Genomic DNA, 26,619 nt, shown 5'->3' with positions numbered 1-26,619 from the left:
CCAATCCTGGCAGCGGAACCATTGTGGGAACCGGAGCGGTTACTTCACACAGTGTTTTTGGTTGTCCACGACTAAGACAGAGATTGCGTCAGCAACATGACTGAATGGAGCTTACCGTAGAACTCCGGTCCACCGAGATGCCGCGGAAATCGAGACGACCTTTGGGCTCAGCCGCTCCATCGCCTGCAAGCGAAACAACGAGCTTGATGCTTGCGACGTCCTACGTGTCATTGGTGGATGTTGTAGTCCCGGAACCAAATGTCAGCTCTCCGATTGAAAGCTGACATTTGCGCGGGTGCTTGCAGAGCCTGATTTCCCTCAATCACTTCCGATCGTCTCGCCGAACAGCTGCCAATTCTCTCCATTGAACCGCTGAAGGCGCATCGCCTCGATCGGAAAGTAATCGTCAGGCGATGTCTTGATCTTGATTCCCGGCAGCAGCATCGGCACGACGACATCAAGACTTGCCGCCTGCTTCATGATGTTCTCATGCGTGAGATCGTCGCCGCACTGCTTGAGAACCTGCACCGTCGCCTCGGCCACCACGTAGCCGTATACGATCAACTGATCCAGACGGTTGCCATCGGGGAAATACTTCCGCATGAATTCATTCCAGGCCTGCACGTCCTTGTCGTCCTTCCACTGCGGATCATTGGGATCCTTGAACGTGTAGGCCGAGATGATCCCCTTTGAATGATCGAATCCGGCGGGCTGCAACACGGACGAGACCGAGGTGGACGTGGCCGCAAGGAAGAACATGTCGGGCTTCCAACCGATCTCGCCGATCTTGCGGATCGCCTGCGCGGCCTGCTTCGGGATGGCGTGCACGAACAGGACGTTGGCGCCGGATGCCTTCAGCTTCACGATCTGGCTGTCGATGGTCGGATCGGTCGATTCATAGGTTGCCTCCGCAATCACCATCCTGGCGTTCTCAGGTCCAAGACCCTTCTTGAAGCCGTTGCCGTAATCCTTGCCGGCATCGTCGTTCTGGTAGAACAACGCGATCTTCGCATCGGGCTTGTTCTTCAGGACGTATTTGGCGTAGACGGCTGTCTCTGCCTGATATGACGGTTGGAAACCTATCGACCACGGGAAGTGTTGGTGGTCTCCCCAAAGCGTAGCGCCCGCTCCGACAAACAGCTGCGGCACCTTCTTGTCGTTGAGATATTTTCGTACGGCGAGACCCGTCGGCGTTCCCAGCGGATTGAGGATGATCGCGACTTCTTCCTGCTCGACCAGCTTGCGCGTCTGCTCAACTGTTTTCGGCGGGCTGTAGGCATCGTCGAGCGTGATCAGATTGATCTTCCGACCATTCAGCCCGCCCTGATCGTTGATCATCTTGAAATAGGCGGCCTGGGTTTTCGCGATCACGCTATAGGCGGAGGCAGGGCCCGAGAACGGCGAAGTCTGGCCAAGCTTGATCTCCGTGTCGCTCGCGCCGGGCCCGTATTTCTTTTCTGCGGCTGCAGCCTGGGTTGCGACTGCGAGAGCCGCAGCGACTGCAATTACCTGCCATTTCATTACCGTCTCCCTTTGATTTTATTGGCTGCTTTTCTCTCGGCAGCGATGCACGATACAGCACGCCCAACGCATCGCATTGCGTATGGACGCTGGTCAGTATTGCAAAATCGCAGTGCAGCTACTCCTGAAGTTTCCTTGCAGCAGCGTTGAAAGCGGCACTAAAGTCTCGCCAAAAGATCAGAGGAAACGTCGAGATCGTATTGCCGGGTCGCTTCTCGGAGATCATCGCCGACGAGTGGCCATGAGGGGTTAGGTGCACGCAGAGCAATCCCAGCGTTCGGACGCCAACGCGGTGCTGCGCGTGGAAGGTCTTACCGTCCAGTACGGCGCACTCGTTGCATTGCACAACGTAAGCTGGTCAGCATCTGCCGATCAGATCCTCGGCATCATCGGCCCAAATGGTGCGGGAAAAAGTAGTTGCTTCGCGGCCGTTACCAATGCGGTCGACCGGCGCGGCCGGGTATTTCTCGACAAGATCGACGTCTCAAGCGTCAGGACATTCGACCTCGCAAGCCGCGGCCTGCGCAGGACGTTCCAGCAGAACTCCTTTTTCGGCGAGCTGACCGTCCTTCAAAATGCCGTCTCGGCAATCGTCCGGGACTACTCGACCAGCCTGTCGACCTCGCTGCTCATGCCATGGCGAGAGGCCGCGACCCGACGCCAGGCCGAGCTGGCTGCCGCGGAACTGCTCGATTATTTCGGGATCGCGTCGCAGTACCTGCACCAGCTTCCCGGAGACATTCCCTACGGCGTACAGCGCCTGCTATCGGTTGCGCTTGCGTACGGCACAGGCGCGAAGGTCTTGCTGCTTGATGAGCCCGCCGCCGGCCTCAGCGGCGGCGACATGAAGAAGCTCGCGGACGTTCTGATCAGCCTGCGCCGGCGAAAGCTCGCGCTCGTCGTTATTGAGCATCACATGGACCTGATCATGTCCATTGCCGACCACATCGTCATGATCGACCAGGGCGCGATGCTCGCAACCGGCACACCAGCGGAGATCCAGCGCGATCCCCGCGTGGTCGAAGCCTACCTCGGACGCGACGAATGAGCGGCGTTCTCGAAAGCCAGGGCCTGACCGTGCGCTACGCCGGAAATGTCGCGCTGTCCGACATCGACATCAGCGTGCCGGCCGGCACCATGGTGGGTCTGGTCGGCGCAAATGGCGCCGGCAAATCGACCCTGGTCAACGCGCTTGCCGGCTGGTCGCGCGGGCGGGCGGCGGTGACGGGAACGGTCCGGCTCGGAGGCTCTGATATCGGCGCGCTCGCCGCCCATCAGCGCGTCGCGCAGGGCCTGACGCTGGTGCCGGAAGGCAAGAACATCTTCATGGAGCTGACCGTCGACGAGAACCTTCAGTTGATACGACCGCCGGCAAACGCCACCGACCGGCTCACATTCACCATCCCCGAAGTGTTCGAGTTCTTTCCCCGCCTTGCCGAGCGTCGTGGCCATAAGGGCGCGGCGCTCTCGGGTGGCGAGCGGCAGATGCTTGCCGTCGGCCGTGCGCTGCTTGCCGGGCCGCGCGTGCTGATGCTGGATGAACCATCCGCGGGACTGGCGCCGCGGTTGATTTCCGATCTGCTGTCACGCATCCGCCTGCTGGTCGATCGCGGTCTGCCGGTGCTGCTGGTCGAACAGAACGTCAAGGCTGCGCTGAAGGTAGTCGATCAGTTGTACCTCCTTGAGCGCGGGCGCATCGTCGGCAAGGGCCCCGCCGATGTCATGGCTGCCGACCCCCGCATCGTCGAAGCGTATCTGGGCACGATCTCCGAAGGAGCGAGTTCGTGAACATCGCGCAGCAGATCATCAACGGCATTGTGCTCGGCTCCGGCTATGCCTGCATCGCGCTCGGTTGGACCATTCTGCTCGGCGTCGCGCGCCTGGTTAACTTCGCCCATGGTCAGCTCTACATGCTCGGCGCGTTCGTGGCATGGTATGCCATCACCAAGCTTGGGCTGTCCTACCCTCTGGCGATCGTGGTCGCTGCGGTGTTCCTCGCCATGCTGGGCGCGCTGATGCAGGGCGCCATGATGGGCCTCGTCATGACGCAGAACCTGACCAGCCTGATGATCGTCACGCTCGGCCTCGGTTACGTCATCCAGGGCGGAAGCGCACTTATCTTCGGCGGCAATCCGCACACCTTTCCGGGCACGCTGGTCCGCGCGAAAATAGATATCGGACCGCTATGGTTCACCTGGCAGGATGTCCTCGTACTGGTCGTTACCCTCGCTTTGTATGGCGGCGTGTGGTGGTTCACCCAGAAGACCCGGTTCGGCTCGGTCATTCGCGCGGTGGCGGAGGATTCCAAGCTCGCAGGATTATTCGGCATCAACGCCCAAGTGGTCTACCTCCTGGTATTCATGTTCGAGTGCGCGGCCGTGGCCGTTGGCGCCGCCCTGGTGGCGCCGCGCTCGCCTATCCTCACCAGCATGGGCTTCAACGAGGTCATCATGACCTTTGTCGTGGTCGTCGTTGGTGGCATCGGATCAATTGGCGGGGCGCTGGCGGCCGGGCTTGGGCTCGGGCTGTTCACCGCGTTCTTCGGCGCCTTCGTGGCACATGCCTACACCACCGCAGCCGCCTTTGCCCTGATGCTCATATTGCTGGTGGTTCGCCCGGCGGGATTGGCGGCAAAATGACCGTGCTCGATACTTCATCGCCGGCTCCCATGTCCTCGCTGCGCGCCGCAATCGTCGTCGTCCTGATCATTGTCGGCTTCTTCATGCCCCGCCTCCTCGGCGGAGGCTCTGTCGCCTATTCGACGCTGACGACAATCGCGATCTTCGCCGTCATGTGCTATGGCGTCGACCTCGTCCTGTCCTATCTCGGCGAGGTAAGCCTCGGCCATACCCTGTTCTGGGCGATCGGCGGCTACGCCGCCGCCAACCTTTCGGTCAAGTACGGCCTCAATGGCTGGGGCACGGCGCTCGCGGCCATCGCGCTGTGTGTCGCTGCGGCCCTGTTCCTGGGCATGGTGACGCTGCGAACCCGTGAATTCGTATTCTCGCTCGTGACCTACGCCGCCGCGGTCGTGGCCTACGAAATCGCCTTCAACTGGGATGCGATCGGCGGCTCCGACGGCGTGGTGGGTATTCCGGCGCTGGTCCTGCCGTTCGGCTTTGCGACGTTCTCGGGCTTGAGCCAGGAGGACCTCTGGCCGGTCGCCTTCATCCTGCTCCTGCTCACGCTGGGTTTCATCGCGCGTTTTCGCCGCTCAAAACTCGGCACCACCGCGCTGATGGTGCAGATGAACCCGGCACTCGCCACCAGCCTCGGCGTCAATCCCCGGAAAATCCGGCTCGCCGTCTTCGTTCTGTCCGCGCCGATCACTGGGCTGGCCGGCTGGCTCTACGGCTATCAGCGAGGCTATGTCGGCCCCGACATGTTCGAAGCCTACTTTCTGGTCCTGATGCTGACTGCCGTCGTGCTGGTCGGCCGGCGCATCCTGATCGGACCTTTGATCGGCATTGCGCTGCTGATTGCCCAGCAGAACCTGCTCTCGCTGGGCGGGGACTGGAACAAGATCATCCTTGGATCCGTGCTCGCCATTGTCCTAATCTTTTGGCCGACAGGGCTTGTCGGGCTGTATCGACGCTTCGGAAAAATCCATTCTTCAAAATAAGAAACAAGGGAAGAACGCATGAGCAAGACACTTTCGCTTACCATTTTCGCCCTTCTCGCCAGCCTCGTCGCGCCGGCGGCGGCGCAGGACATCAAGGTCGGGACAATCTTCCCGCTCAGCGGCGGTGCGGGTCCGGATGGCCAGACCGTCACCAATGCCGTCAAGCTCGTCGTCGGGCAACTCAACGAAAAGGGCGGCCTGCTCGGGCGCAAGATCACCGTGATCTCGAAGGATGACGAGAGCACGCCCGCGGTCGGTGTCAGCCGCGCCAACGAGATGATTTCGGAGAAGGTTGATCTCGTCATCGAGGGATGGAATTCGCCCGTCACGCTTGCGATGCAGCCGATCCTGGCGCGCGCAGGCATCATGGACATCACCGCCGTCTCCAAATCCGATCTCATTCTGAGCGGCGAGACCAATCCCAATGCCGTCCGCATCAACAGTTCGAACGGCTTTGATGCCGGCGTCATCGCGAAATATGTCGTCGAGAAACTCAAAGCGAAGAAGGTCGCGTTCCTCACCCAGAACGATGTTTACGGCAACGGCTTCCAGGCCGCCGTCGAAGCCGAGTTCAAGAAGATGAACTTCTCCGGCGAAGTCACGATGACCGAGAAGTTCGCGTTCAAGGATACGGATTTCAGGGTTCAGCTCACGAACCTCAAGAGCGCAAACCCCGATGCGATCATTGTGACCAACTCGTCGAATTCGTCGGGCCTGCCGGCCATGGTGGAGCAGTATCGCCAGGCCGACATCAAATCCACCTTCGTCGGTGCCGTCGGCATCATGCTGACGACGGTTTTCAAGGTCGCCGGCGACGCCAACAATGGGATCGTGTCGGCAGACATCTTCTTCCCCGACCTGCCGCCCTTCACCAGCATGCCGTCCAGCACCGCCTTCGTCGCCGCCTATACCAAGGCCTACGGCGTTGCACCCGACAAAAGCGCGGCGCTTGGCGCGGCCGCCGTGCAGGTCTGGGCGAAGGCCGTCGAGGCCACCAAATCGCTGGACCGCAAGACCGTGGCAGCGGCGATCCGCGGACAGGCCATCAAGGACACCGTATTCGGCGACGTTCAGTTCCTGCCGAACGGTCAGATGCAGCCGCGATATGTGGTCTTCAAGGTGATCGACGGCAAGAACGCCAAGCTCGAAGCGATCGAGTAAACGCGTGCCGGGAGGAAGCCGCGAGCGGAGACACCGATCACGGCTTTGACACCCTGACCCGACTGCCCTACCTTTTTCAAAAAGAACGGGGGCGCCGGTCCGCGGGAGCCCTTCAGGGAGAACGCCAAAATGAGCCGGAAATCAATTTCGCGCCGCGTATTCGTGAAGGCAGCCGCCGTCGCAGCCGTTGCTCCCTATGTGACCCGCACCAATGCGGCTGGCCCCATCCGCGTCATCAGCCACCGCCAGCCGGCGCTGGAGTATTACACCGACCAGATGAAGAAGGCCCTCCCCGAAGGGCAGGTCTCGGTTGAACTGATGCCGATCGACAAGGAAGTCGAACTGGCTTCGATCACGATGTCGGCCCGCTCCGACGCTATCGATGTGGCCTATCTCAACGACACCACGATGCAGAAGTTCGCGGCGAGCGGCTGGCTGGAGCCGCTGGACGAACTCTGGGCCAAGTACAAGGACGAATTCAAGCTCGACGACTTTCCCAAGTCGGTCATGGAATCCATGACCCACAAGGGTCACATCTACTCGATGCCGATCCTGACCAACACGGAGATGTTTTTCTACCGCGAGGATCTCTTCAAGGAGAACCGCCTGGCGCCCCCCAAGACGATGCAGGAATATCTGGATGCCGCGAAAAAGCTGCATCAGGGACGGGTCTCCGGCACTGTCATGACGCTGAAGCCCGTCGACGGCTGCCTGAACGAGTCGCACTGGTATCTCAACGCGGTGGGCGAAGGCTGGTTCGACAAGGACTGGAAGCCGATCTTCAATCAGCCGGCCGGCGTGAACGCCATCACCCTGATGAAGCAGATGACGGCTTTCGCTCCCCGAGGCTTCACTTCCGCCGCCAACGACGAATCGACCATCAACCTGCAGCAGGGTCTGGCCGCCATGGGCCTGCAATGGTTCACTCGCGCGGCCTCGATGGATGACGAGAAGAAGTCGCGCTTTGTCGGGAAGATCAACTGGGTTGCGCCTCCGGGCGGCGGACAGCGCATCGCCAACGATGGTTTCGCCATCTCGAAATATTCATCGAAGGACAAGGATGCGATCTTCAAGATGATCGCGACGGCGGCCAGTCAGAAGAGCATGCAAAAGGGCGCGGAACTGGCGATGCCGCCTCGCCTTTCCGTGCTCGGAGACGCCGAGCTTGCCAGTCGATATCGCTGGTATCCAGGCGCCCGTGCGTCGCTTGAGGTTGGAAAGCCGTTTCCTCCGTTGCCGGAATTCCTCGACGTCGGGGCCATCGTCACGCGGCATATCCTGCAGGCCGTAACCAACGAAAAGGAAGTGAAGGTAGCCCTGGATCAGGCCGCGCAGGAGACCACCGAGTTGCTGAAGTCACGCGGGTACTACAAGTAGTTCGCGCACCCCTGCCCCTCGGCAGGCGGAAACGCCTGCCGCCAGAACCTCCTTTCGAAAGATCTGACGTCATGCGCTGGCAGCGCGGCCTATGGCTGTTCCTGGCTCCGAGCTTTGGCCTGATGACGCTCGTCCTTCTGTGGCCCCTTGGATACGCCGCCTATCTGAGCGCATTCGACTACCATCTCGGCTCCCCGGGGGTGCGTTTCGTCGGACTGGCGAACTACACGCAATTGCTCGGTGAAGCACGTTTCTGGCAGTCGCTCTGGACCACCCTCCTGATCGCCTTCGGATCGGTCGCCGTCGAATTTGCATTGGGGTTTGCTCTTGCGCTCGCCCTCTACAAGCTGACATTCAGTGTGCGCGCTTTCATGATCCTGCTCTTTCTGCCCCATATCATTACGCCTGTCGTGGCGACGCTCTTTCTGAAGTGGATCCTGACGTCGAACTGGGGCCTGATCGACGCGACGCTGCTGACCTTCAACATCAACCCGCCGGACTGGCTGGGCAATCCCATGTGGGCGAAAATCTGCGTGGTCCTCGCCGACGCCTGGATCTTCACGCCGTTTGTCATGCTGGTGCTCTATGCCGCCCTGCAGACGCTGGACCAGGCGCAGATAGAAGCGGCCAAGATCGACGGAGCCGGCGGCTGGCGGATCCTTCGCCACATCGTGCTTCCATCCATGGTACCCGTGATCGTGTTCACCGTGTCGGTGCGGCTGATGGACGTGTTCCGCTTCTTTGACACCATCTACGTCCTGACCGGAGGTGGTCCAGGCACCGCCACCGAGACGATCACGATGTATACCTACCAGCTCGGCTTCCAGTTGTTGCAGGTTGGAAAAGCCTCGGCGCTCGGGATCATCACGCTCGTCATCGTTGCCGCGATTATCGCGACCTTCAGCAGCATTTTGCATCGCGGCTACGGAAGAAGCGGATGAAGAAACGTCAGACGACGCGAATTCGCAACCAGACGCTGCTGATTATCGGCCTGGCGGTCTTCACGCTCATCAACCTGATTCCGCTGATCTGGGCCGCACTGACATCCGTCAAGAATCCCGCTGACGCGTTCACGGTCCCGCCGACCGTCCTTTTTCAGCCGACCTTCGAATATCATCGCCAGGTCTGGTTCGACCGCGATTTCGCTCGCTATCTCCTCAACAGCCTGATCGTCTCGGCGGGCACCGTGCTGGTCTCGGTTCCGATCGGAAGCCTTGCCGCCTACGGGCTGTCGCGCATGCCGCAGCGCCGCGCGTCTCCCATCCTGTTCGGGCTGTTCACGATCCGGATGTTTCCTCACATGCTGCTGGCGATTCCATTCTTCGTCATGGGCAGCTTCCTGAAGATGATCGACACCTACCCGCTGCTGATCCTGGCGCTGGTGGCGATCAACCAGCCTTTCACGATCTGGCTGATGTACAGTTTCTTCCTGGACATCCCGCGCGACCTCGACGAAGCCGCAGCCATCGATGGCTGCAATCTCTGGCAGACCTTCCGAATCGTGATCCTGCCTCTGGCTCGCCCTGGCCTCACGGTCGCGGCGCTGTTCAGCCTCCTCCTTTCCTACAATGAGTTTCTGTTCGCCCTGGTGCTGACGGGTATCAGGACGAAGACCCTGCCGGTGGCGATCGCCTCCTTTGGCGGCGAGGACGTGAGCGACTGGTCGATTTCAGCAGCGGGCGCCATTGGCATCATGCTGCCGATCGTTCTCGTCATGATTTTCGTCCAGCGCCATCTGGTGCGCGGTCTCACCATCGGCGCCGTCAAGGGCTGACACATCTTGTCAATTGGAGCAGCGCGATCCATGGCCAAAGCCACCATCATTCTGGATCCCGCCTTCGTGGTGGGAAAGACCGACCCTCGCTTGTTCGGCAGTTTCGTCGAACATCTCGGGCGATGCGTCTATGGCGGGATCTTCGAGCCCGGACACCCGACGGCGGACAGTGAAGGCTTTCGCCAGGATGTTCTGGAGCTGGTCCGCGAACTCGGCGTCACCATCATCAGGTATCCCGGCGGAAATTTCGTCTCCGGCTACAATTGGGAGGACGGCGTCGGCCCGGTCGACAAGCGGCCCCGGCGCCGCGAGCTGGCGTGGTTCAGCACCGAGACCAATGCGTTCGGCACCAACGAATTCATGAACTGGTGCGTCAAGGCGGGCATGGAGCCCATGATGGCCGTCAATCTGGGCACGCGAGGCGCGGATGAAGCCAGGGCGCTGCTCGAATATTGCAACGTCGGGTCCGGCACGGCGCTCAGCGACTTGCGACATGAACATGGCCACCCGGATTCGCATGGGGTCAAGCTTTGGTGCCTCGGCAATGAAATGGACGCGCCCTGGCAGATCGGCGCCAAGACCGCCCGCGAGTACGGCACGCTCGCCCGCGAAACCGCCAAGCTGATGCGCTGGCTCGATCCCGGCATCGAACTGGTCGCATGCGGCTCTTCCAGCCGCAGCATGGCAACATTCGCCGAATGGGAACGCGTCGTCCTGGAGGAAACATTCGACGTGGTGGAGTACATTTCGCTCCACGGCTATTTTTCCAAACACGGCAACCGATCGCGCGACTTCATGGCCGAGGCCGATTGGGTCGGGCGCTACATCGACGAGATTGTCGCTGTCGCTGACGCCGTGGCCGCGCGTCGCCGGTCTCCCAAGCGTGTCATGCTTTCATTCGACGAATGGAATGTCTGGTATCGCACCCGCGATCGAGCCACCCGCACCAAGCCGGGCTGGCCGGAAGCGCCGGCCATCCTCGAAGAACTCTACACGATGGAGGACGCGCTGGTATTCGGCGCCGCGCTCCTGACGCTGATCAACCGCTGCGATCGGGTGAAGGTCGCCTGCGTCGCCCAACTGGTCAACGTCATCGGGCTCATCATGACTGAGACTGGCGGGCGCTGCTGGCGGCAGCCGATCTTCTATCCGTTCCAGCACGCCGCCCAATGGGCCCGCGGAATGGTGCTCGACATGCGCCTGACCTGCGGGACCTTCGCGGCGGGCGATGGCGAGCATTTCCCTGACCTGGTCAGTGCTGCCGTGCTGGCCGAGGACGGAAGGAGCCTTGCCCTGTTCTGCGTCAATCGCAATTTCGATCAGGCCATCGATACGGAGATCAACCTGCGCGGCCTCGAACTCGGCAACTTCCTCGAAAGCCACGTCATGAGGTCCGACGATTTGAACGCGACCAATACCGCTGAGGAGCCGCAACGCGTCCGGCCGGAGAAAGGCGCGGCCGCAACGGCCCGCGAGGGCGGATGGCGCCTGAGCGTCCCGGCCGCGTCATGGTGCGTGTTCCGCTTTGAATGCCGGCCCGCGAAGAATGCGGGATAGCAATCCCTCACACCCAGCGCTTGCGGTGACGATATGACTTCATGTCGCGGAAGCTCTTGCGGCCTTCGGACGACATGCCGAGATAGAACTCCTTGACGTTTTTGGCACGTGTTTTTAGTTGTAAGAGGCGGCATCTCCATCCTAGATTGGTCGGCCTTAGGCTTGGGATTTCAGTGCTGGCAGGGAGCGTTGAATGCCGATCTTGGGAAGAGGATGGGAGCTACACCTCAAGCGCCTCGGGATGCACAAGAGCGGCTCGAAGCAGCGCACGTATGGCAGTTATCAAGTCTATATTGACGGCACGGCGGCGCCGTCCTTGGCAGGGTTCATTTGCGAGCGGCTGGGACCCGGCAACAACAGGACAGCGGGCAACGGCAAACGGATCGAGGCAAAAACCTATCCGCTGTGGACGCAGTTCGGCAGTTACAGATCCATCGACTACTCGACGAACCAGCAAGTGGCGGGCGATCCCCCGATGCCGGCCATCCTGCTGCTGGGAACGGGCAGAAGAACGGGAATCCTGATCCATCCCGCGCATCCGCCCAAGCTTTATCTGTCGAGCATAGGCTGCCTGAATCCGACGAGCGAGATCGGTCCCGCGGACCCGATCGACTTCTGGGATTCGCGCCGCCGCGTGATCGCCCTTCTCGATAGCCTGAAGACCCATGCGCCCGCGGCTTTCGAGCACGAGGTCTCATCCCGGATCGCGGACGCCTCGATCGTCGTCGAGGGAGAGCCGACCAGACAGCTTGCCGCGCCGCGAAGGCTCGCCGCCGATGTCATGTCGGCGGATACCGCCCTGCTGCTGCCGATCTCGAAGAAGTCGGCGCTGGTTTGCGCCAAATGGCTGATGGAGAATTTCGGCGACAAGATCAAGAACGTCACCGCCGGCAAGAGCTACAAGCCGAAGCATCTCTGCGCCATCGTGTGCCAGGAAACCGCCTACAAGTGGATTCCGTGGATCGGCCGCCACTCGACCCAGACCATCGTGGAACGCGCCGTCTTCGATGCCAGCGGCGATTTCCCCGGCGCCCCGCGCACCGCATTTCCGGTCAACACGAAGGCGTTCCGCGACAAATATGGCAAAGCGTTCACCGACCTGCTGATCGAAGAGGCGAACAAGACCCGTCGCCTGCAAGGTTGGGACGACAAGCCCTGGGTCTACAAGGGTTACGGGCTCTTTCAATACGATCTGCAGCATGTGAAGACCGCCGAAGGCTTTTTCGTCAACAAGGAATGGTACAGTTTCGACAAATGCCTCGGCCGCGTCATCGAAGAGCTCGACAGCAAACTGACCGCTCAGCGCGGAAATCTCTGGAAAGCCATCAAGGCATACAACGGCACCGGTTCGAGGGCCGAACAATACATGCAAAACGTCAAGGCCTTTACGGAATACTGCGAAGAGGTGACCGGCCCCTGAACCGTTCTGCGCATGCTGGCAGAAGTTCGGCGCCAGGTCAGTTTCCCGTCGTGGACCAATGCGGCCGATCGGTCGGGTGCTTCTTGTTCGGTAACCCTACGGAGACACGACGTCGTTACGGCGCCGGCAACGTCAAGGCCCGGAATGATTTCCGAGGCTGGTCCGCGTTCTTGCACTTCTTGGTCCCGTCGTCGGAGAGCAGCATCATGCTGGAACTGCCGGGAATCGCGAACAGCGCTTCAGGCCTGAATTTATCCGGGATTTCGACCTTCATTTTGACCGGTTCGTTATCTCCTTCCTTTCCGCTCCAGCTGAACAGGGCGAATGGCGGTTTGATTTTGGATTTCTTGGCCTCGCCGTGTGGGCCAGCCACGATGACGTAGGTGTTGTTGATCCGTTCGATGCTGCGGATGCCGCGCCCTCCGAGTTCGAGCCGCCATGGATCGCCGAACACAGCCGTCTTGCCCGCGTCCACCACTTCGGACGGGTTATTGAGCGGAATCACCAAGGCTTGCTTGCCGGGGCGCGGGTTGCGAAAACCTATGAGAAGTCGGCCGTCCGGCGTCGCAGCAAGGCCCTCGATGTTGAAGCCTTTCTTCGATTCAGGCGGCCGCCCCTCATCCTCTCCGGGTTCATAGGCCTCGGCAAGTTTCTTGGAAAGCTTCGCAGCCTTCAGCGCCGGATCATCGAACATGTCCTCGCGCAGCTTCTTGTAGGCGCCGGACCCGATCGTCTCCAGGCGAGGACCATCCGCCTGTGACACGATGCGCGTCGCAAATAAGCGCGCTCTGCCGGGTTCGGCCTCCCCCTCGGAATTCCGGCCGTGCGAGCCAATCCAGTAGATGCGGTCACCGATACGCGCGGCTCCCTCGATGTCGGCTTCCTGGAATCGCGGATTGCCATCTTCGTCAAGCTTCCGTTTCTTCGGAGCTTCCAGAAACTGATTCAGGTTGGGTGCGGGGCGCGCGTCTGCCTGTCCTATTCGGTAGATGTGGAGGACGTTGCTGTCATCATCAGCCACGGCAAAAAAATTCTCATCGAGCGCGACCGCCGCCGAACCGTCGCAGGCGCCAACATATGTTGTGATCTGGTTCGCGGCCTGCGCTGTCGCCGAGAAGGAAGTCGTGGAGGCAAGCAGCGCGGCGATGAATAGCGAGCGAAATGCAGGAGTGAACTGGATCATATGTCATCTCCCAAAATAACTTCATAAAGGGAGGACACTGCACCTGCATCGCCAACGTGTCAAATTAAACGATGCAATCAGTAAATGTAGTTGAGACCGCGCCAACACGCGACGGCTCTACACCTCGCGCGGCCGAATTTTCGCGCCTTCACACCGGCGGCGTGCCGTGGGTGTGAAACGACTCGATCGTCTTCAGCCCCCAGGCCTGGCCCTTCTTGCGCTCTTCCTCGGTCCAGACGATCGGCTTCCAGTCGGGCGCCAGGATCAGCCGCGCACCCGCATTGGCGACCTCGACACGGTTGCCGCCGGGCTCCCAGACATAGAGGAAGAAGGTTTGCTGGATCGCATGCTTGTGCGGGCCGGTTTCGATGTAGACGCCGTTTTCCAGGAAGATGTCGGCGGCGCGCAGGATTTCCTCGCGGCTGTCGAGCGCATAGGTGACGTGATGGAAGCGGCCCGCCTTGCCGTAGTGATCGCGTGTATAGGCGAAGTCGTAGCTCTTGTTCGACATCGTCATCCACATCGCCGCTTCCGTGCCGTCGTTGAGCACGATCTGCTCGGTGGTGCGCAGGCCCAGATAATTTTCGAAGAACAGCCGGTTCGCCTTGATGTCAACGGCGAGGCAATTGAGATGATCGAGCCGGCGGACATTGACGCCGCGCGCCGGAAAGCGCTGCGCCTGGTTCTTCAGGGCAGGCTTGAGTTCGGGCGGCGCCTGATACCATTCGGTTTCGTAATAGAGCTCGACGATATGCCCGTCGGGGTCGCGGCAGCGGAACGCAGGCCCCTGCCCCATGTCGCCGTCGACCCAGCCGATGTCGAAGCCCGACCCTTTCAGCGCGGCGACGCGGCGCTCCAGCGCCTGCGGGCTGCGCGCCCGCAACGCCATGTGCTCCATGCCTGAGGTCTTCGAGGCCGTAAGCTTGAGCGAATAGCGCTCGTAATCGTCCCAGCCGCGCAGATAGACCGACTCGCCTTTGCGGCCGCTGACCGTCATGCCCATGACGTCGACGAAGAATTTCAGGCTCTCGTCCGGCTTCGGCGTCAACATTTCCATGTGGCCGAGATGGGCGAGATCGAAAATCGGCTCCGGGGTCATTGTGTCTCCTCCTGATCGCTATTGTTCTCGGTTCGTCGTCCCCCGCGAAGGCGGGAGATCCAATACGCCGCGGTCTCTCGGTCGAGCACGAGCTTCTCTGGAATACTGGATCGCCTGCCCCAGTGCGCAATTGCGCACAAGGCGGACGACGACAGCGCTGCGGATGGCTATCTAAGCGCGCGCGTGACATCGTCGAACAGTTCATCCACCGAGAACGCGCGCGGAATGAGTTTTTGCTGCGCGGAATAATCGATGATCAGCTCCAGCGAGCGCTGCATCTCGTCCCGGCTGAAGCGCGGCGCTGCCGACGAAGCGGCGGCGGCTTCGACAAGCAGCCGATGTACTTCTCGCACCGTGTCGGGACGCTCCTCGGACATCGATCGACTCACCACCACCATATGGTTGATCGGCACCACCCCGTGCTTGACGAACCAGGCCTTCTCTTCCCCCGCGGCATCGGCAAACAGCGGCCTCAAATCCGGATGATCCGATTTTTCGCCGAGCACCGCGTCGAGCTTGCCATCGATCAGCATCTGGATGATCTGCTTGCCTGCGCCTGCCCGCTTGGTCGTATCGACGAATTCGGCGACATGGGCGTCCTCGAATGTCACCCAGTCGATGGAATCGAGATCAACGCCGTAGTCGTTGGCCAGGATGCCGCGAAGCCAGGCGCCGGTCGTGGTGGTGAAGGAGCGGATGCCGACGCGCTTGCCGTTGAGCTCGCGCGGTCCAAGCTTGCCGGCTTTCGCATTGTAGAGCGCATGCCCGTGCTGAAACCGCGCCAGCACGACATCGGGCAGCAGCACCATCGGCTTGCCGAAGCTCTTCGCCATCAGATAGGTGACGATCGCCATCTCCGAGACGTCGAACGCCGCTTCGCGCACCATCGGCTTGAAGCCCTTGTTGGTCGGCGAGTACTGCGCGAAATCGAATTCGACCAGATCTGATCGGACCGATCCATTCTTGAGCGCGGTCGTGCCGGGATGGTCGCCGAGCAAGGTGCGCAGGCGCATCGCCACCTCAGTCCTCCTCCAACTCATCGACATAGACGAGCCCGGCCTTCGCCAGCGGCTCGCGCATATTGTACATGTCGAGGCCGAGCACGCCGGCGGCGAGCTTTTGGCGTTTGCCGTCCTCGTCGGCGCGGCGCTTCTCGCCCTTGGCGACCACCTCGGCGGCATCCTTGCGCCCGATCACCACGACGCCGTCGTCATCGGCGACCACGGCATCGCCCGGCCTGACATTGATGCCGGCGCAGACCACCGGCACGTTCACCGCACCGAGTGTCGCCTTGACCGTGCCCTTGGCCGAAATCGCCTTGGACCACACCGGAAAGCCCATCTCGCGAAGCGATTTGGCGTCGCGAACGCCGGCATCGATGACGAGGCCCTTGACGCCGCGCGCCATCAGCGAGGTCGCGAGCAGATCGCCGAACATGCCGTCGGTATTGTCGGTCGTGCAGCCGACCACGAGGATGTCGCCGGGCTGGCACTGCTCGACCGCGACATGGATCATCCAGTTGTCACCGGGCTGCGCCAGCACGGTCACGGCAGTGCCCGATACCTCCGCCCCGCCCCATACGGGCCTCAGATATGGCTTCATCAACCCGAAGCGGCCATAGGCCTCATGCGCGGTGGCGACGCCGAGCGCGCCGAGCCGTCTCACGAGATCGGCATCGGTGCGCTTGATGTTGCGGACGACGACCGTCTTCATGCCAGTTCCTCCAGCGCCATCGGGAACAGCCGTTGATAGGCCTCGCCATAGGTCATCGGCTTGCCTGTGTTGCGGCCGCCCTGCACGCCCCGCTGCAGCGCGACCCGCTCGTAATAGGCCCACAGATGCTTTTGCGCCGCGAGGATCTCGAACGTCTTGCGCTTGACGTCCCAGACCTCGTCGATGTTGAGGATCACCTGCGGCTTGAAGTTGCACATCTCGGGCTGATGCGGCTCGAACAGGAATACTGGCGGCGCCGAGTAGGTATATTTGGCGCCGGGCTTGTGCCCCATCGCCTGCGCGACGACGCGGGTTTCCTGGGCGAAATGCGCCGCGTTCGGATGATCGAAATTATAGGGATCTTCCAGCGCATGGGTCAGCACGAAGGATGGGTTGAGTTCGCGGTAGATGTCGACCATGCGGTCGAAATGCGCTTCCGTCAGCCGCAGCGGATAATCGCCGGCGTCGAAGAACTCGATCTCCGCGCCCAGCATCTCGGCGGCGCGCTGCGCCTCGTCGCGCCGTCCGGCCTTGACCTTCTCCATGGTCGCGCCCGCCTCCTTCCAGGCGAACTGGCTCTCGCCGCGCTCGCCGAACGACAGGCAGGCGATCTTGATGCGATAACCCTTCCTTGCGTGCAGCGCGATCGCGCCGCCCGCGCGCCAGACGAAATCGCCGGGATGGGCCGTGACCACAAGGCCCGTTTTGCCAGTGTTGCTCATGATCGGGAGTCCTCCGTTTGCTGCACGTGGCCGGCCGCACCGGCCGCGCGGCTATTGTTTGGCAATTCCTGCGCGGTCGATCACTGACGCCCATTTGTCGATATCGCTCTTCAGGCGCTCGAGGATTTCCTCGGGCGAACTCGCCTTCGCCTCGATGCCGAGATCGAGCGCACGCTTCTTCATGTCAGGCGCCTCGAGCACCTCGCGCAGCGCGGCGTTCAGCGTCTTGATGACTTCCGGCGGCGTACCCTTCGGCGCGAAGATCGCGTTCCAGGACCGCGCCTCGAAATCACCGCCGCCCGCCTCCTTCACCGTCGGCAATTCGGGCAGGAACGTGGTGCGCACCGGGCCTGACGAAGCAACCGCAATCGCTGCCTTGTCGGCGACATGCGACTGCACCGTGCTGTAGTTTTCGATCGCCAACTGGATATCGCCGCGCAGCAGCGCGATCAGCACATCGGGCGAACTGCGAAACGGCACGATGGTGACGTCGACGCCGGCGGTCGATTTGAACAATTGCGCCGCAAGGTTCTGGGTCGAGCCGACATTGATGGTCCCGACATTGAGCGCGCCGGGCTTCTGCTTCGCCACCTTGATGAACTCCGCCAGCGTTGGATATTGCGCGCTGGCCTGGGTGACGAAGATGAAGTCGAAATACCCCATGCTCGAGACCGGAACGAAATCGGAAACCGGATTGAAGCCGAGGTTCTTGAACAGCGAAACGGAAATCGCGGTGCCGTTGCTGAACAGCGCCAGCGTATAGCCGTCCGCCGGTGAGGACAGCACCGCGCGCGCGGCATTGGTGCCGCCGGCGCCCGGCATGTTCTCGATGACGAAGCGCTGGCCGAGCTTTTCGCCGAGCCTTTCGGTCACAAGCCGCGCGGTGACGTCGGCCACCCCGCCCGCGCCGAAGGGAAGGATCAGCCGCACCGGCCTGTTCGGGTAGTTTTGCGCGCCGGCCATTTGCGGCAGGAATAGTGCCGCGAACAGCGCAGCCACCGCCGCAAGCGACGCGCGGCGCCGGCTCAGGCGGTTTCGCTCGCATTGGTCCAGCATTGCACGCGCCCCTTCAGAATTCGAACAGCCGGGCCGGATTGTCGACCAGGATCTTCTGCTGCAGTTCCGCCTCCGGCGCAAACAGCGGAATGATATCGACCAGATCGCCATCGTTCGGCATCACCTTGACGTTCGGGTGCGGCCAGTCGGTTCCCCAGATCACGCGATCCGGCGCGGTCTCGACGATGCGGCGCGCAAAGGGCACCGCGTCGTGGAACGGCGGTCCGGCCGACGACACCCGCTCGCAGCCGCACACCTTGACCCAGCATTTCTCATCGCGCTGCATCAGGTCAATCAGCGTCCGGAACGGAAGCTGGTCGAGACCGTCAGATGCCTTGACGCGGCCCATATGGTCGATGGTGTAGCGCACCGGCAATTTCGCCAGCATCTCGGCATAGTCAGGCAGATCGATCGCATCGAAATGCAGATCGACGTGCCAGCCGAGCGGAGAAACCATCGCCACGATGCGGTGGAACACGCGCATGTCGGGCACGCCGCCGAGGTGCCGCACGAAATTGAAGCGGCAGCCGCGAAAGCCGCCGTCGTGCAATTCGCGCAGGCCACGCTCGGTGATGGCGTCGTCGATATTGGCGACGGCGCGAAACGTCCCGCCGCTCACGGCAATAGCATCGAGCGCCACCCGGTTGTCGGTGCCGTGCACGCTGGCATTGACGATGACCGCGCGGCCGATCCCAAGTTTCCGGTGCAGCGCCCGGAAATCCTCGAGCGGCGCGTCGGGTGGCGTATAGGGCCGCCCGTGCGCGTAGGGATATTTGTCGCCGGGACCGAAGATATGGGTATGCGCGTCACAGGCCAGCGGGGGCAACTTGAATCTTGGCGTTCGCGTATCGGGATCGGGTCCTGGAATTGTCGGCTGGTACATGGCGCCTTTTCGGTGTTTGACCTTGCTGATTTCGGCGACAGCTAGTCGGCCGGATTTTCTTTTTGCTTCCGCACTGCGGCGTTGGCGCGTGTCTGGACCGGCTTGTTCCGGCGCGGCGCATCGTCGATGTGATCGATGTCGGGTGCCTGCAACGAGGCAACCGTCGCCGATACGATCTGCTCGATCGCTTCAGCCATGTCGCCGCCGTCGGCTTCGCCACGGGAAAGCCGCGTCACCCGCTCCGGATTGACGAGCGTATAATAGAGAGCGCCAAGCAGGAATTGCGATCGCCACACGATCGTCGTTCGCGGCAGATGCGGCAGGCTTTGCTCGATCGCCTCGATGAAGGCGTTGGTGGTGTCGTCAAAGATTTCCGCAATGATGCGGCCGACCACGGCATTGCCTTCGGCCGACATCACGGCGCGCAGCCGTGTGAACCGCGCCCCGCCCCCGGCAAGATCGCTGCTCGACGAAAACGCCGGCTGCACATAGGCGCGCACGATCGCTTCCAGCCGGTCCTGAACGTCGCGGACGCGACTTGCCGCCAACAGCAGTTCGATACGGCGCCGGTTCATCGGCCCGCAGTGGCGCTTGTAGATTTCGAGCAGCAGGCCGTCCTTGCTCTTGAAATGATAGGTGATGCTGCCCGGATTGGCGCCTGCCTCCAGCGCGATGTCGCGGATCGACACGGCGTTGAAGCCGCGCGTCGAGAACAGCAGTTCCGCCGCGCTCAGGATGGCTTCCCGCATGTTGGGATTTCGCGTCATGGCATTTGCTTTCCGCTCTCGGCTTTTGTACGTTTGTACAAAATATCAGGCCCAGTCAACAAACATCTGGTGAGGCGACCCCGCCATGGAGACCGGGCCGCGATGACAGGGAGCCGCCGGATGCGCGGATGTTTTTCGGATGATACTGCCAACACAAGAGGACCGCTTCTCATGATCCCCCGCAGAGCATTCATCCGCTGCACGCTTGCAGCCACCTTATTTTCGCTGGCCGGCACGACCGCTTATGCGGACTCCTTCCCGAGCAAGCCCGTGCGTATCCTGGTGCCTTATGCGGCCGGCGGTGCGGTCGACGTGCTGGCGCGCACGCTCGCCCAATCGCTGTCGAAGACCTGGGGCCAGCAGCCGGTGATCGAAAACCGTCCCGGCGCCGGCGGGATCATCGCCTCGCAGGCGCTCACGCAATCCGCACCGGACGGCTACACGCTGATCCTGGTCGCCAGCGGCCATCCGCTGAACCAGTTCTTCTATCCAAAACTGCCCTACGACACATTCAAGGATTTCACCGCCATCAGCGAGATCGCCTACTCGCCGCTCGCGATCGTGGTCTCCAAGAGCAGCCCGGTGAAGAATTTGCAGGAGTTGCTGGCGACCGCGCGCGAGAAGCCGGATTCATTGTCCTACGGCATGTCCGGCAATGGCACCTCGGCGCATCTCGCGGGCGAACTCCTCAACTACATGGCCAAGGTCAAGATACAGTCGATCCCGTACAAGGGCGGAGCCCCGGCGCTTACAGCCGTGATCGCCGGCGAGATTCCCGTCAGCGTCAACCCGCTGCCCGAAGTGGTCGGCCAACTCGAAGGCAATGCAGTGCGCGCGCTTGCCGTGACGACCGCCCAGCGCTCGAAGGCGTTGCCCGACGTTCCGACCGTCGCCGAAGCCGGCATCCCCGGCTATGACGCCTCGGTCTGGTGGGGCTTTCTCGGACCTGCGGGCATGGCGCCCGACCTGGTCGCCAGGATCCACGCCGACCTCGCCGCGGCGCTGAAGGATCCGGTGGTTGTCAGCGCGCTCGACAAGATGGGCGCCACGCCGGTCGGCAATTCGCCCAAGGATTTTGACGCCTTCATGCGGGCTGAAGCGGCGAAGTGGGAGCCGGTGCTGAAGGAGGCGAATATCAAGATGCAATGAGACGGCCGAGCCGGCGGCGCGGCGGGATCACCGCGCGTTCGCCGGCGCGTGCACGTGCCAGAGATCGGCGCGCCAGTGCAGCACGATCGCCAGCATAAGCGCGAGACCGGCGGCCGCATACAGCGTGCCAGTCGCCGGAAATCCGATCTCGTCGATCAGGCTGCCGGCGGCGAGCAGGCCGATCGGCAGGCCGTAGATCACCATCATGCGCACGCCCATCACCCGGCCGCGGAAATTCTCGCTCGACGTCCGCATCAGGATCACGGCAATCGAGATCATGGCAAGGCTTTGCGAGAAGCCGGCCACGACGAGGCACAGGATCGCCGTTTGCACCGTCTGCATCTGCGCAAACACCAGCAGCGTCACATACCAGACCACGGTTGCCGCGATCATCAGCCGCGCCACCCTGATATCGCGGATCAGGCTCAGCACGATCGAGCCGGCCAGCGAGCCGATGGCAAAGCTCGCCGACAGATAGCCAAGCCCGGTCTGGTTGGTGCCGTAGATGGTCCTGGCGATATAGGGCAACAGGCCGTTGGTGAGCGGATAGGCGGTCAGGTTGGCCAGGAACGCCACCCAGAGCGCGGCCTGCATCCGCGGCGTGGTCCAGCAATAGGCAACCCCCTCCTTGAGGTCGCGCAGCGGCGAACGCCGCAGCGCCTCGCCGGCGGCCTCCCCCGCCGCATTCGGCTTTTTCGGCGCGACAATGCACAGCGTCAGCGCGGTCGCGACAAGATAGAGGCAGACGATCGCGACATAGGCCGGCCCCATTCCCAGCGAGGCGAACAGGCCGGCGCCGCTCAGCGCGCCGGCGATGCGCGCGGTGTCCATCGTGGTGCGCGAGATGCTGATCGCGCCGATCAGCTGGCCGTGCGGCATGATGGTCGCGACCAGCGCGCCGCGCACGCCGAGATCGGAGGGCCGCACGATGCCCATCACGGCGGCGACCATGAAGACGTAGACCGGCGCGAGGTAGCCCGACAACGCCAGCGTCATCAGCACGCCCGCCAGCACCGCATAGATCGCGCGCATCATCGCCAGCAGATCGCGATGACCGATCCGGTCGCCGGCGACGCCGAACATCGGCGCTACCAGCGTACCGACATAGCCGAGCGAGGCGAACAGCGTGAGCAACAGCACCGAGCCGGTCTCGACCAGCACGTACCAGCCGAGAATCAACGTCTCCATCTCGAACGCCCACGAGGTGAGCAGATCGGCCGGCCACTGAAAACGGTAATTCCTGACCTGAAATGGTGCGAGCGCGGAAGATCGCGCTAGTTCGCTCAAGATGCGTTGTCGCGATTCATCGCGATCCACCCTGCCCTGTTCTTGTTTTTTCCTGCTCTGTCGATAGCAAGCCGTGGCCGGCGTTTCAAGCAGCCGACACCGCACGGCCGCGATGCGTCAACAGCAGCCGCCGCACCTCGGCGGCGGGCACCGCCGGGCTGAACAGATCGCCCTGCATCTCGGTGCAGCCGAGAATGTGCAGCAAATTCCTCTGACGCCTTCCGCCGTCGTCGTGTCGCTGGCAGCGCGGTGCAGCACTGATGGAAGGCGCGTTACAACTTGAGGTTAGCAATCGGTTACCGCGCAGACCTGCCGGCTCCGATCCGCGATCCCAAATCAAGAAGTTACCGGGACATGGTGCTCCGCCCGGGCCTCTCGTCCGGGATGGTAAATGAATGATTAATTCTGCACCGCGGTCGCGCGAGACCGAAAATGCAGGAAAGCCCTTGTTTTCCTGCACAACTTGAATTCGGCGACGTCGAGCGAGCTCCGTCGTAAAAACGAATCCTGACCGAGATGTCGCAGATTTAGCCGATACGAAACCTCGTCTGTTTAACCGTTTCGCTAGTTGGGGCCGCCCATAATGGAGGTCAGACACCAATTCATGATATCCAGGTTCAATACCGTGACATCCTTCGGACGTGTGATTTCCGTGCGCGGCTCCCTCGCCCGGGTCGGAATTCTGGCGCCGGGCGAGATGCCCGTCTCCGATCTTCGTGCCACCGTCGGCCGCTTCATCAGTATCCGTTGCGCGACGACCACGACCATCGTTGCGATGATCACCGAGGTGACGTGCGAGCACCAATTGAGCTCGGATGAATACATCGCAACCGCCTCGGTCGACCTGCTCGGAGAGATTTCCGGCGGGGAGCGTGCCAAATTTCAGCGCGGCGTAACCAACTACCCGACCATCGGGGATGCCGTCGATCTGATCACCGCCCAGGACCTGCGCACTGTCTACGCGCCAAGCGGTTCGGACCAGATCAACATCGGCAATTTGCAGCAAGACCGCTCCGTCATCGCCTATGTCGACGTCGAGGAAATGCTCTCCAAGCACTTCGCGGTGCTGGGCTCGACCGGCGTCGGCAAGTCGACCAGCGTATCGCTGCTGCTCAACGAGATCCTGCAGGCGCGGCCGAACCTGCGGGTCTTCCTGCTCGACGTGCACAACGAATATGGCCGCTGCTTCGGCGACCGCGCGCTGGTGCTCAACCCGCGCAATCTGAAACTTCCGTTCTGGCTGTTCAATTTCGAGGAAATCGTCGACGTCCTGTTCGGCGGCCGTCCGGGCGTTCCTGAAGAGCTGGACGTTCTCTCCGAAATCATCCCGATGGCGAAGGGCATCTACACCCAGTACCAGAACTCCGACCGGATCGGGCTCAAGCGCATGGACCCCAGGTCGGGCGGCTACACCGTCGATACGCCGGTGCCGTACCGCCTCGTCGATTTGATCTCGCTGATCGACGAGCGGATGGGCAAGCTGGAAAACCGTTCCTCGCGCATCATCTACCACAAGCTGATCTCGCGCATCGAAACCGTGCGCAACGATCCGCGCTACGCCTTCATGTTCGACAACGCCAATGTCGGCGGCGACACCATGGCGGAAGTGGTCAGCCATCTGTTCCGCCTGCCGGCCAACGGCCGGCCGATGACCATCATGCAGCTCGCCGGCTTTCCCGCCGAAGTCGTCGATTCCGTGGTGTCGGTGCTGTGCCGCATGGCGTTCGATTTCGGGCTGTGGAGCGACGGCGTCTCGCCGCTGCTGTTCGTCTGCGAGGAGGCGCACCGCTACGCCTCGGCCGACCGCAACATCGGTTTCGGCCCGACCCGGAAAGCCGTCTCGCGCATCGCCAAGGAGGGCCGCAAATACGGCGTCTTCCTCGGTCTCGTGACCCAGCGTCCGGCCGAACTCGACGCCACCATCATTTCCCAGTGCAACACGCTGTTTGCGATGCGCCTCGCCAACGAGCGCGACCAGGCGCTGTTGCGCTCGGCGGTCTCCGACGCTGCCGCCAACCTGCTGTCGTTCGTGCCTTCGCTCGGTACCCGCGAAGTGCTGGCCTTCGGCGAAGGCGTGGCGCTGCCGACGCGGCTGCGCTTCAAGGAGGTTCCGGTCCACCAGCTGCCGCGCAGCGAGGCCACCATCGCCTCGGTGCCGTCGGTCGCGGCGGGCCATGACATGCACTTCGTCTCGGCCGTGCTGGACCGCTGGCGCGGCGCCACCTCCAACCGCGATGTGCCGAGCGATCCCGGCGGCGGCAGCGACCGTCCGGCGGCCGCCCGCCTCATGACGCCGGTGGAAGCGCCGATGCTGCAGCCCTCGATGGGGCTCGATCCCGACCGCTTCTCGCTGCTGAAAAAGCCGCTGCGCTGAGGGTGGCGCGGCCTCGCGCAAATTCTTCGCGCGAGGCGGTATCCACTTCGCCGGCATAGGATGTATGCTTCCGGCAACGCCGCCATGCGGCTCCAGCCGGAAACCTTCCATGAGCAAGCCCGCCACCAGATTTCAGCCGCCCGCCATCGACAAGCTGCCGGAGGACATCCGAAGCCGGATCCTCGCGGTGCAGGAGAAGTCCGGCTTCGTGCCGAACGTGTTCCTGACACTGGCCTACCGTCCCGATGAGTTTCGCGCCTTCTTTGCCTATCACGACGCGCTGATGGAGAAGGACAGCGGACTGACCAAGGCCGAGCGCGAGATGATCGTGGTGGCGACGTCAGCCGCCAACCAGTGCCATTATTGCGTGATCGCCCACGGCGCGATCCTGCGCATCCGGGCCAAGAACCCGCAGATCGCCGATCAGATCGCCGTCAACTACCGCAAGGCCGACATCACGCCGCGGCAGCGCGCCATGCTCGACTTCGCCATGAAGGTGAGCCGGTCGGCGAACGAGGTCTCGGAAGCCGATCTGGCCGAAATCGCCGGCCACGGCTTTTCCGACGACGACATCTGGGACATCGCGGCGATCGCGGCGTTTTTTGCACTGTCAAACCGGCTGGCCAACATCACCGCGATGCGCCCCAACGACGAGTTCTACATGATGGGCCGGCTGCCCAAGCAGGGCTGAGCCGACGGGGAGTTGCCACATTTGCCGGACTGGACCGAAATCATACTGCGTCTCGGGGCGGCCACGCTGGCCGGCGCCTTGATCGGCCTCAACCGCGACCTGCACGGCAAGCCGATCGGATTGAAGACGCTGGGGCTGGTCAGCCTTGCCACGGCCATGCTGATGGTGCCGGTCCATTCGGACGAAGCCAGGATCGTGTCGGATGCCGGCAGCCGCGTGATGCAGGGAGTCCTGACCGGGATCGGCTTTCTTGGCGCCGGCGTCATCGTCCATTCCGGAAGACATTTCAGGGTTCGCGGGCTCACCAGCGCCGCCTGCACCTGGCTCGCAGCATGCATCGGAATTGTCTGCGGCCTCGGACAATGGCGATTGGTCACCGTCGCATTGGTCATCACCTTTGCGATCCTGACCATTGGCGGCCGGACGGAACGCTGGCTGCACCAAAAACTCGGCGGCGAGGACGAGGCCCCGCGGCAAACTCCGTCGGACCAATTACCGACCTGACACGCCATCTAATCTGGTCCGCTCCAGCCCGGCAGATAGACCGCGTCCTTGCTCCTGGCAAAGTCGAGCGCCTTCTCCATCGCCTTGGAGAAGTCGCCCTCCACGCTTTTGCGCGAGATCTTCCGGCGCAGGTAATCCGCCCACAGGAATTCGCTGAACGGGGTGACGTCCTTGGCAAAGCCGCCGATGCGGCGCAATTCCCCGGCGAGACTGCGGAACGGATCATCCTTCAGCCCGGACACCGACTTCGGAAGATCCCTGTAGTGCCGACGCTCGCCCTTGGCGTCGTAGGGATAGGCCCATCGCTTGTGATCCATCACGGTCCAGAACGCGTCGCGTTCGACCATGGTGAGATCGCCGATGGCTGTCACCAGCACATTCTCGACGCCCTCATCATGCAGCGCACGCGCCAGATGATGATGGTCGACGATGTAATGGTGCCCGTCCGGCCCGAGCACGACAGGAATCATGTGCGTGCCGAGGAGTTTGGCGCGCTTCTTGTCCGACTTCTGCTCCCGCCAGCGCTGGCGCTTTTCTTTCACCTCCCGCAGGCCGACCGTCATCTGGGTCGGACGCAATGACAGGATCGGGATCGGTTTGAGGATCGGGTCGCGCGTATTGGTCATGGCTTGCCCCTCCAGATCGATCCTGATTGCTCTAACCGCCAAAATTGCCCCGGCGATTCACACTGCCGTGATGATGCCAGCCTCCGAACGGCAGGGAAGACCGATCACCGCCCGGTCGATGTCAGGTTCCGCT

At 62.2% G+C, this 26,619-nt stretch carries 25 protein-coding genes; 14 read left to right on the top strand and 11 right to left on the bottom strand.

Annotated elements, in window-relative coordinates:
• Nucleotides 1-318: 318 nt before the first annotated feature.
• On the bottom strand, nucleotides 319-1,521 hold the full coding sequence (locus V7E26_RS07170; protein WP_324414741.1) for an ABC transporter substrate-binding protein: 1,203 nt from the start codon (nucleotides 1,519-1,521) through the stop codon (nucleotides 319-321).
• A gap of 253 nt (nucleotides 1,522-1,774) precedes the next feature.
• Between V7E26_RS07170 and V7E26_RS07165 the strand changes: the two genes are divergently transcribed.
• From V7E26_RS07165 to V7E26_RS07120, 10 genes are all read left to right on the top strand, one after another.
• On the top strand, nucleotides 1,775-2,569 hold the full coding sequence (locus tag V7E26_RS07165) for an ABC transporter ATP-binding protein (RefSeq protein ID WP_324414740.1): 795 nt from the start codon (nucleotides 1,775-1,777) through the stop codon (nucleotides 2,567-2,569).
• Nucleotides 2,566-3,309: an ABC transporter ATP-binding protein gene (locus V7E26_RS07160; protein WP_324414739.1), complete on the top strand. Its 744-nt coding sequence runs from the start codon at nucleotides 2,566-2,568 to the stop codon at nucleotides 3,307-3,309. The genes V7E26_RS07165 and V7E26_RS07160 overlap by 4 nt, the downstream gene beginning before the upstream one ends.
• On the top strand, nucleotides 3,306-4,160 hold the full coding sequence (locus tag V7E26_RS07155) for a branched-chain amino acid ABC transporter permease (RefSeq protein ID WP_324414738.1): 855 nt from the start codon (nucleotides 3,306-3,308) through the stop codon (nucleotides 4,158-4,160). The genes V7E26_RS07160 and V7E26_RS07155 overlap by 4 nt, the downstream gene beginning before the upstream one ends.
• Entirely contained in the window at nucleotides 4,157-5,143 is a 987-nt protein-coding gene (locus V7E26_RS07150; protein WP_324414737.1) for a branched-chain amino acid ABC transporter permease, read from the top strand. Before V7E26_RS07155 ends, V7E26_RS07150 begins: the two co-directional genes overlap by 4 nt.
• Nucleotides 5,144-5,161: 18 nt before the next feature.
• Nucleotides 5,162-6,304 (top strand): ABC transporter substrate-binding protein, encoded by a 1,143-nt coding sequence (locus V7E26_RS07145; RefSeq protein ID WP_324414736.1) that lies wholly within the window; start codon nucleotides 5,162-5,164, stop codon nucleotides 6,302-6,304.
• A 129-nt stretch (nucleotides 6,305-6,433) separates the two neighbouring features.
• The gene (locus tag V7E26_RS07140; RefSeq protein WP_324414735.1) at nucleotides 6,434-7,681 is read left to right on the top strand and encodes an extracellular solute-binding protein; all 1,248 of its coding nucleotides are present in this window, start codon (nucleotides 6,434-6,436) and stop codon (nucleotides 7,679-7,681) included.
• A gap of 71 nt (nucleotides 7,682-7,752) precedes the next feature.
• Nucleotides 7,753-8,622 (top strand): carbohydrate ABC transporter permease, encoded by an 870-nt coding sequence (locus V7E26_RS07135; protein ID WP_324414734.1) that lies wholly within the window; start codon nucleotides 7,753-7,755, stop codon nucleotides 8,620-8,622.
• The gene (locus tag V7E26_RS07130; protein ID WP_324414733.1) at nucleotides 8,619-9,455 is read left to right on the top strand and encodes a carbohydrate ABC transporter permease; all 837 of its coding nucleotides are present in this window, start codon (nucleotides 8,619-8,621) and stop codon (nucleotides 9,453-9,455) included. Before V7E26_RS07135 ends, V7E26_RS07130 begins: the two co-directional genes overlap by 4 nt.
• A gap of 30 nt (nucleotides 9,456-9,485) precedes the next feature.
• A complete protein-coding gene (gene arfA / locus V7E26_RS07125; RefSeq protein WP_324414732.1) occupies nucleotides 9,486-11,012 on the top strand; it encodes an arabinosylfuranosidase ArfA in 1,527 nt (508 codons plus the stop codon).
• 316 nt (nucleotides 11,013-11,328) lie between these two features.
• Nucleotides 11,329-12,432: a peptidase S8/S53 subtilisin kexin sedolisin gene (locus V7E26_RS07120; RefSeq protein WP_324414731.1), complete on the top strand. Its 1,104-nt coding sequence runs from the start codon at nucleotides 11,329-11,331 to the stop codon at nucleotides 12,430-12,432.
• A gap of 115 nt (nucleotides 12,433-12,547) precedes the next feature.
• Here V7E26_RS07120 and V7E26_RS07115 read toward each other — a convergent pair whose 3' ends face one another.
• The 8 genes from V7E26_RS07115 to V7E26_RS07080 form a co-directional block, all read right to left on the bottom strand.
• Nucleotides 12,548-13,615 (bottom strand): DUF3616 domain-containing protein, encoded by a 1,068-nt coding sequence (locus V7E26_RS07115; RefSeq protein WP_324414730.1) that lies wholly within the window; start codon nucleotides 13,613-13,615, stop codon nucleotides 12,548-12,550.
• Nucleotides 13,616-13,763: 148 nt separating this feature from the next.
• Complete coding sequence (locus V7E26_RS07110) at nucleotides 13,764-14,714, bottom strand: catechol 2,3-dioxygenase (protein ID WP_324414729.1); 951 nt, start codon at nucleotides 14,712-14,714, stop codon at nucleotides 13,764-13,766.
• 167 nt (nucleotides 14,715-14,881) lie between these two features.
• Nucleotides 14,882-15,727, bottom strand: coding sequence for a hypothetical protein (locus V7E26_RS07105; protein ID WP_324414781.1), 846 nt, complete (start codon nucleotides 15,725-15,727; stop codon nucleotides 14,882-14,884).
• A 7-nt stretch (nucleotides 15,728-15,734) separates the two neighbouring features.
• Nucleotides 15,735-16,427 (bottom strand): 4-carboxy-4-hydroxy-2-oxoadipate aldolase/oxaloacetate decarboxylase, encoded by a 693-nt coding sequence (locus tag V7E26_RS07100; protein ID WP_324414728.1) that lies wholly within the window; start codon nucleotides 16,425-16,427, stop codon nucleotides 15,735-15,737.
• Nucleotides 16,424-17,149, bottom strand: a complete 726-nt coding sequence (locus V7E26_RS07095; protein WP_324414727.1) for a PIG-L deacetylase family protein — start codon at nucleotides 17,147-17,149, stop codon at nucleotides 16,424-16,426. The genes V7E26_RS07100 and V7E26_RS07095 overlap by 4 nt, the downstream gene beginning before the upstream one ends.
• Nucleotides 17,150-17,200: 51 nt before the next feature.
• Nucleotides 17,201-18,205, bottom strand: coding sequence for a Bug family tripartite tricarboxylate transporter substrate binding protein (locus V7E26_RS07090; RefSeq protein WP_324414726.1), 1,005 nt, complete (start codon nucleotides 18,203-18,205; stop codon nucleotides 17,201-17,203).
• Nucleotides 18,206-18,218: 13 nt separating this feature from the next.
• Complete coding sequence (locus V7E26_RS07085) at nucleotides 18,219-19,088, bottom strand: amidohydrolase family protein (protein WP_324414725.1); 870 nt, start codon at nucleotides 19,086-19,088, stop codon at nucleotides 18,219-18,221.
• Between the two features lie 41 nt (nucleotides 19,089-19,129).
• Entirely contained in the window at nucleotides 19,130-19,855 is a 726-nt protein-coding gene (locus tag V7E26_RS07080; RefSeq protein WP_324414724.1) for a TetR/AcrR family transcriptional regulator, read from the bottom strand.
• Nucleotides 19,856-20,026: 171 nt separating this feature from the next.
• Here V7E26_RS07080 and V7E26_RS07075 point away from each other — a divergent pair, with 171 nt between their 5' ends.
• Nucleotides 20,027-21,004 carry a tripartite tricarboxylate transporter substrate binding protein gene (locus V7E26_RS07075; protein ID WP_324414723.1) on the top strand — a complete coding sequence of 326 codons (978 nt, stop codon included), beginning with the start codon at nucleotides 20,027-20,029 and terminating at the stop codon, nucleotides 21,002-21,004.
• Between the two features lie 27 nt (nucleotides 21,005-21,031).
• On the opposite strand, the gene V7E26_RS07070 is transcribed toward V7E26_RS07075, so the two are convergent.
• Nucleotides 21,032-22,291: an MFS transporter gene (locus V7E26_RS07070; protein WP_324414722.1), complete on the bottom strand. Its 1,260-nt coding sequence runs from the start codon at nucleotides 22,289-22,291 to the stop codon at nucleotides 21,032-21,034.
• Between the two features lie 604 nt (nucleotides 22,292-22,895).
• Between V7E26_RS07070 and V7E26_RS07065 the strand changes: the two genes are divergently transcribed.
• The 3 genes from V7E26_RS07065 (at nucleotide 22,896) to V7E26_RS07055 (ending at nucleotide 25,860) form a co-directional block, all read left to right on the top strand.
• Nucleotides 22,896-24,665, top strand: a complete 1,770-nt coding sequence (locus V7E26_RS07065; protein WP_324414721.1) for an ATP-binding protein — start codon at nucleotides 22,896-22,898, stop codon at nucleotides 24,663-24,665.
• Between the two features lie 109 nt (nucleotides 24,666-24,774).
• The gene (locus V7E26_RS07060) at nucleotides 24,775-25,356 is read left to right on the top strand and encodes a peroxidase-related enzyme (RefSeq protein ID WP_324414720.1); all 582 of its coding nucleotides are present in this window, start codon (nucleotides 24,775-24,777) and stop codon (nucleotides 25,354-25,356) included.
• Between the two features lie 21 nt (nucleotides 25,357-25,377).
• A complete protein-coding gene (locus V7E26_RS07055) occupies nucleotides 25,378-25,860 on the top strand; it encodes an MgtC/SapB family protein (RefSeq protein ID WP_324414719.1) in 483 nt (160 codons plus the stop codon).
• 8 nt (nucleotides 25,861-25,868) lie between these two features.
• On the opposite strand, the gene V7E26_RS07050 is transcribed toward V7E26_RS07055, so the two are convergent.
• Nucleotides 25,869-26,486, bottom strand: coding sequence for a ParB-like protein (locus V7E26_RS07050; protein WP_324414718.1), 618 nt, complete (start codon nucleotides 26,484-26,486; stop codon nucleotides 25,869-25,871).
• Between the last annotated feature and the right edge of the window lie 133 nt (nucleotides 26,487-26,619).

This window comes from Bradyrhizobium sp. (assembly GCF_036735945.1).
Classification (GTDB): Bacteria; Pseudomonadota; Alphaproteobacteria; order Rhizobiales; family Xanthobacteraceae; genus Bradyrhizobium.
Note: the sequence above shows the minus strand (reverse complement) of the source record. Positions and strands in the feature narration are given on the sequence as shown.

Bases quoted from the DNA above. Each gene is read 5' to 3' on its own strand.
- V7E26_RS07170 (WP_324414741.1), bottom strand. From the start codon at position 1,521: ATGAAATGGCAGGTAATTGCAGTCGCTGCGGCTCTCGCAGTCGCAACC.
- V7E26_RS07160 (WP_324414739.1), top strand. From the start codon at position 2,566: ATGAGCGGCGTTCTCGAAAGCCAGGGCCTGACCGTGCGCTACGCCGGA.
- V7E26_RS07150 (WP_324414737.1), top strand. From the start codon at position 4,157: ATGACCGTGCTCGATACTTCATCGCCGGCTCCCATGTCCTCGCTGCGC.
- V7E26_RS07145 (WP_324414736.1), top strand. From the start codon at position 5,162: ATGAGCAAGACACTTTCGCTTACCATTTTCGCCCTTCTCGCCAGCCTC.
- V7E26_RS07140 (WP_324414735.1), top strand. From the start codon at position 6,434: ATGAGCCGGAAATCAATTTCGCGCCGCGTATTCGTGAAGGCAGCCGCC.
- V7E26_RS07135 (WP_324414734.1), top strand. From the start codon at position 7,753: ATGCGCTGGCAGCGCGGCCTATGGCTGTTCCTGGCTCCGAGCTTTGGC.
- V7E26_RS07130 (WP_324414733.1), top strand. From the start codon at position 8,619: ATGAAGAAACGTCAGACGACGCGAATTCGCAACCAGACGCTGCTGATT.
- arfA (WP_324414732.1), top strand. From the start codon at position 9,486: ATGGCCAAAGCCACCATCATTCTGGATCCCGCCTTCGTGGTGGGAAAG.
- V7E26_RS07115 (WP_324414730.1), bottom strand. From the start codon at position 13,615: ATGATCCAGTTCACTCCTGCATTTCGCTCGCTATTCATCGCCGCGCTG.
- V7E26_RS07110 (WP_324414729.1), bottom strand. From the start codon at position 14,714: ATGACCCCGGAGCCGATTTTCGATCTCGCCCATCTCGGCCACATGGAA.
- V7E26_RS07105 (WP_324414781.1), bottom strand. From the start codon at position 15,727: ATGCGCCTGCGCACCTTGCTCGGCGACCATCCCGGCACGACCGCGCTC.
- V7E26_RS07100 (WP_324414728.1), bottom strand. From the start codon at position 16,427: ATGAAGACGGTCGTCGTCCGCAACATCAAGCGCACCGATGCCGATCTC.
- V7E26_RS07095 (WP_324414727.1), bottom strand. From the start codon at position 17,149: ATGAGCAACACTGGCAAAACGGGCCTTGTGGTCACGGCCCATCCCGGC.
- V7E26_RS07090 (WP_324414726.1), bottom strand. From the start codon at position 18,205: ATGCTGGACCAATGCGAGCGAAACCGCCTGAGCCGGCGCCGCGCGTCG.
- V7E26_RS07085 (WP_324414725.1), bottom strand. From the start codon at position 19,088: ATGTACCAGCCGACAATTCCAGGACCCGATCCCGATACGCGAACGCCA.
- V7E26_RS07080 (WP_324414724.1), bottom strand. From the start codon at position 19,855: ATGACGCGAAATCCCAACATGCGGGAAGCCATCCTGAGCGCGGCGGAA.
- V7E26_RS07075 (WP_324414723.1), top strand. From the start codon at position 20,027: ATGATCCCCCGCAGAGCATTCATCCGCTGCACGCTTGCAGCCACCTTA.
- V7E26_RS07065 (WP_324414721.1), top strand. From the start codon at position 22,896: ATGATATCCAGGTTCAATACCGTGACATCCTTCGGACGTGTGATTTCC.
- V7E26_RS07060 (WP_324414720.1), top strand. From the start codon at position 24,775: ATGAGCAAGCCCGCCACCAGATTTCAGCCGCCCGCCATCGACAAGCTG.
- V7E26_RS07050 (WP_324414718.1), bottom strand. From the start codon at position 26,486: ATGACCAATACGCGCGACCCGATCCTCAAACCGATCCCGATCCTGTCA.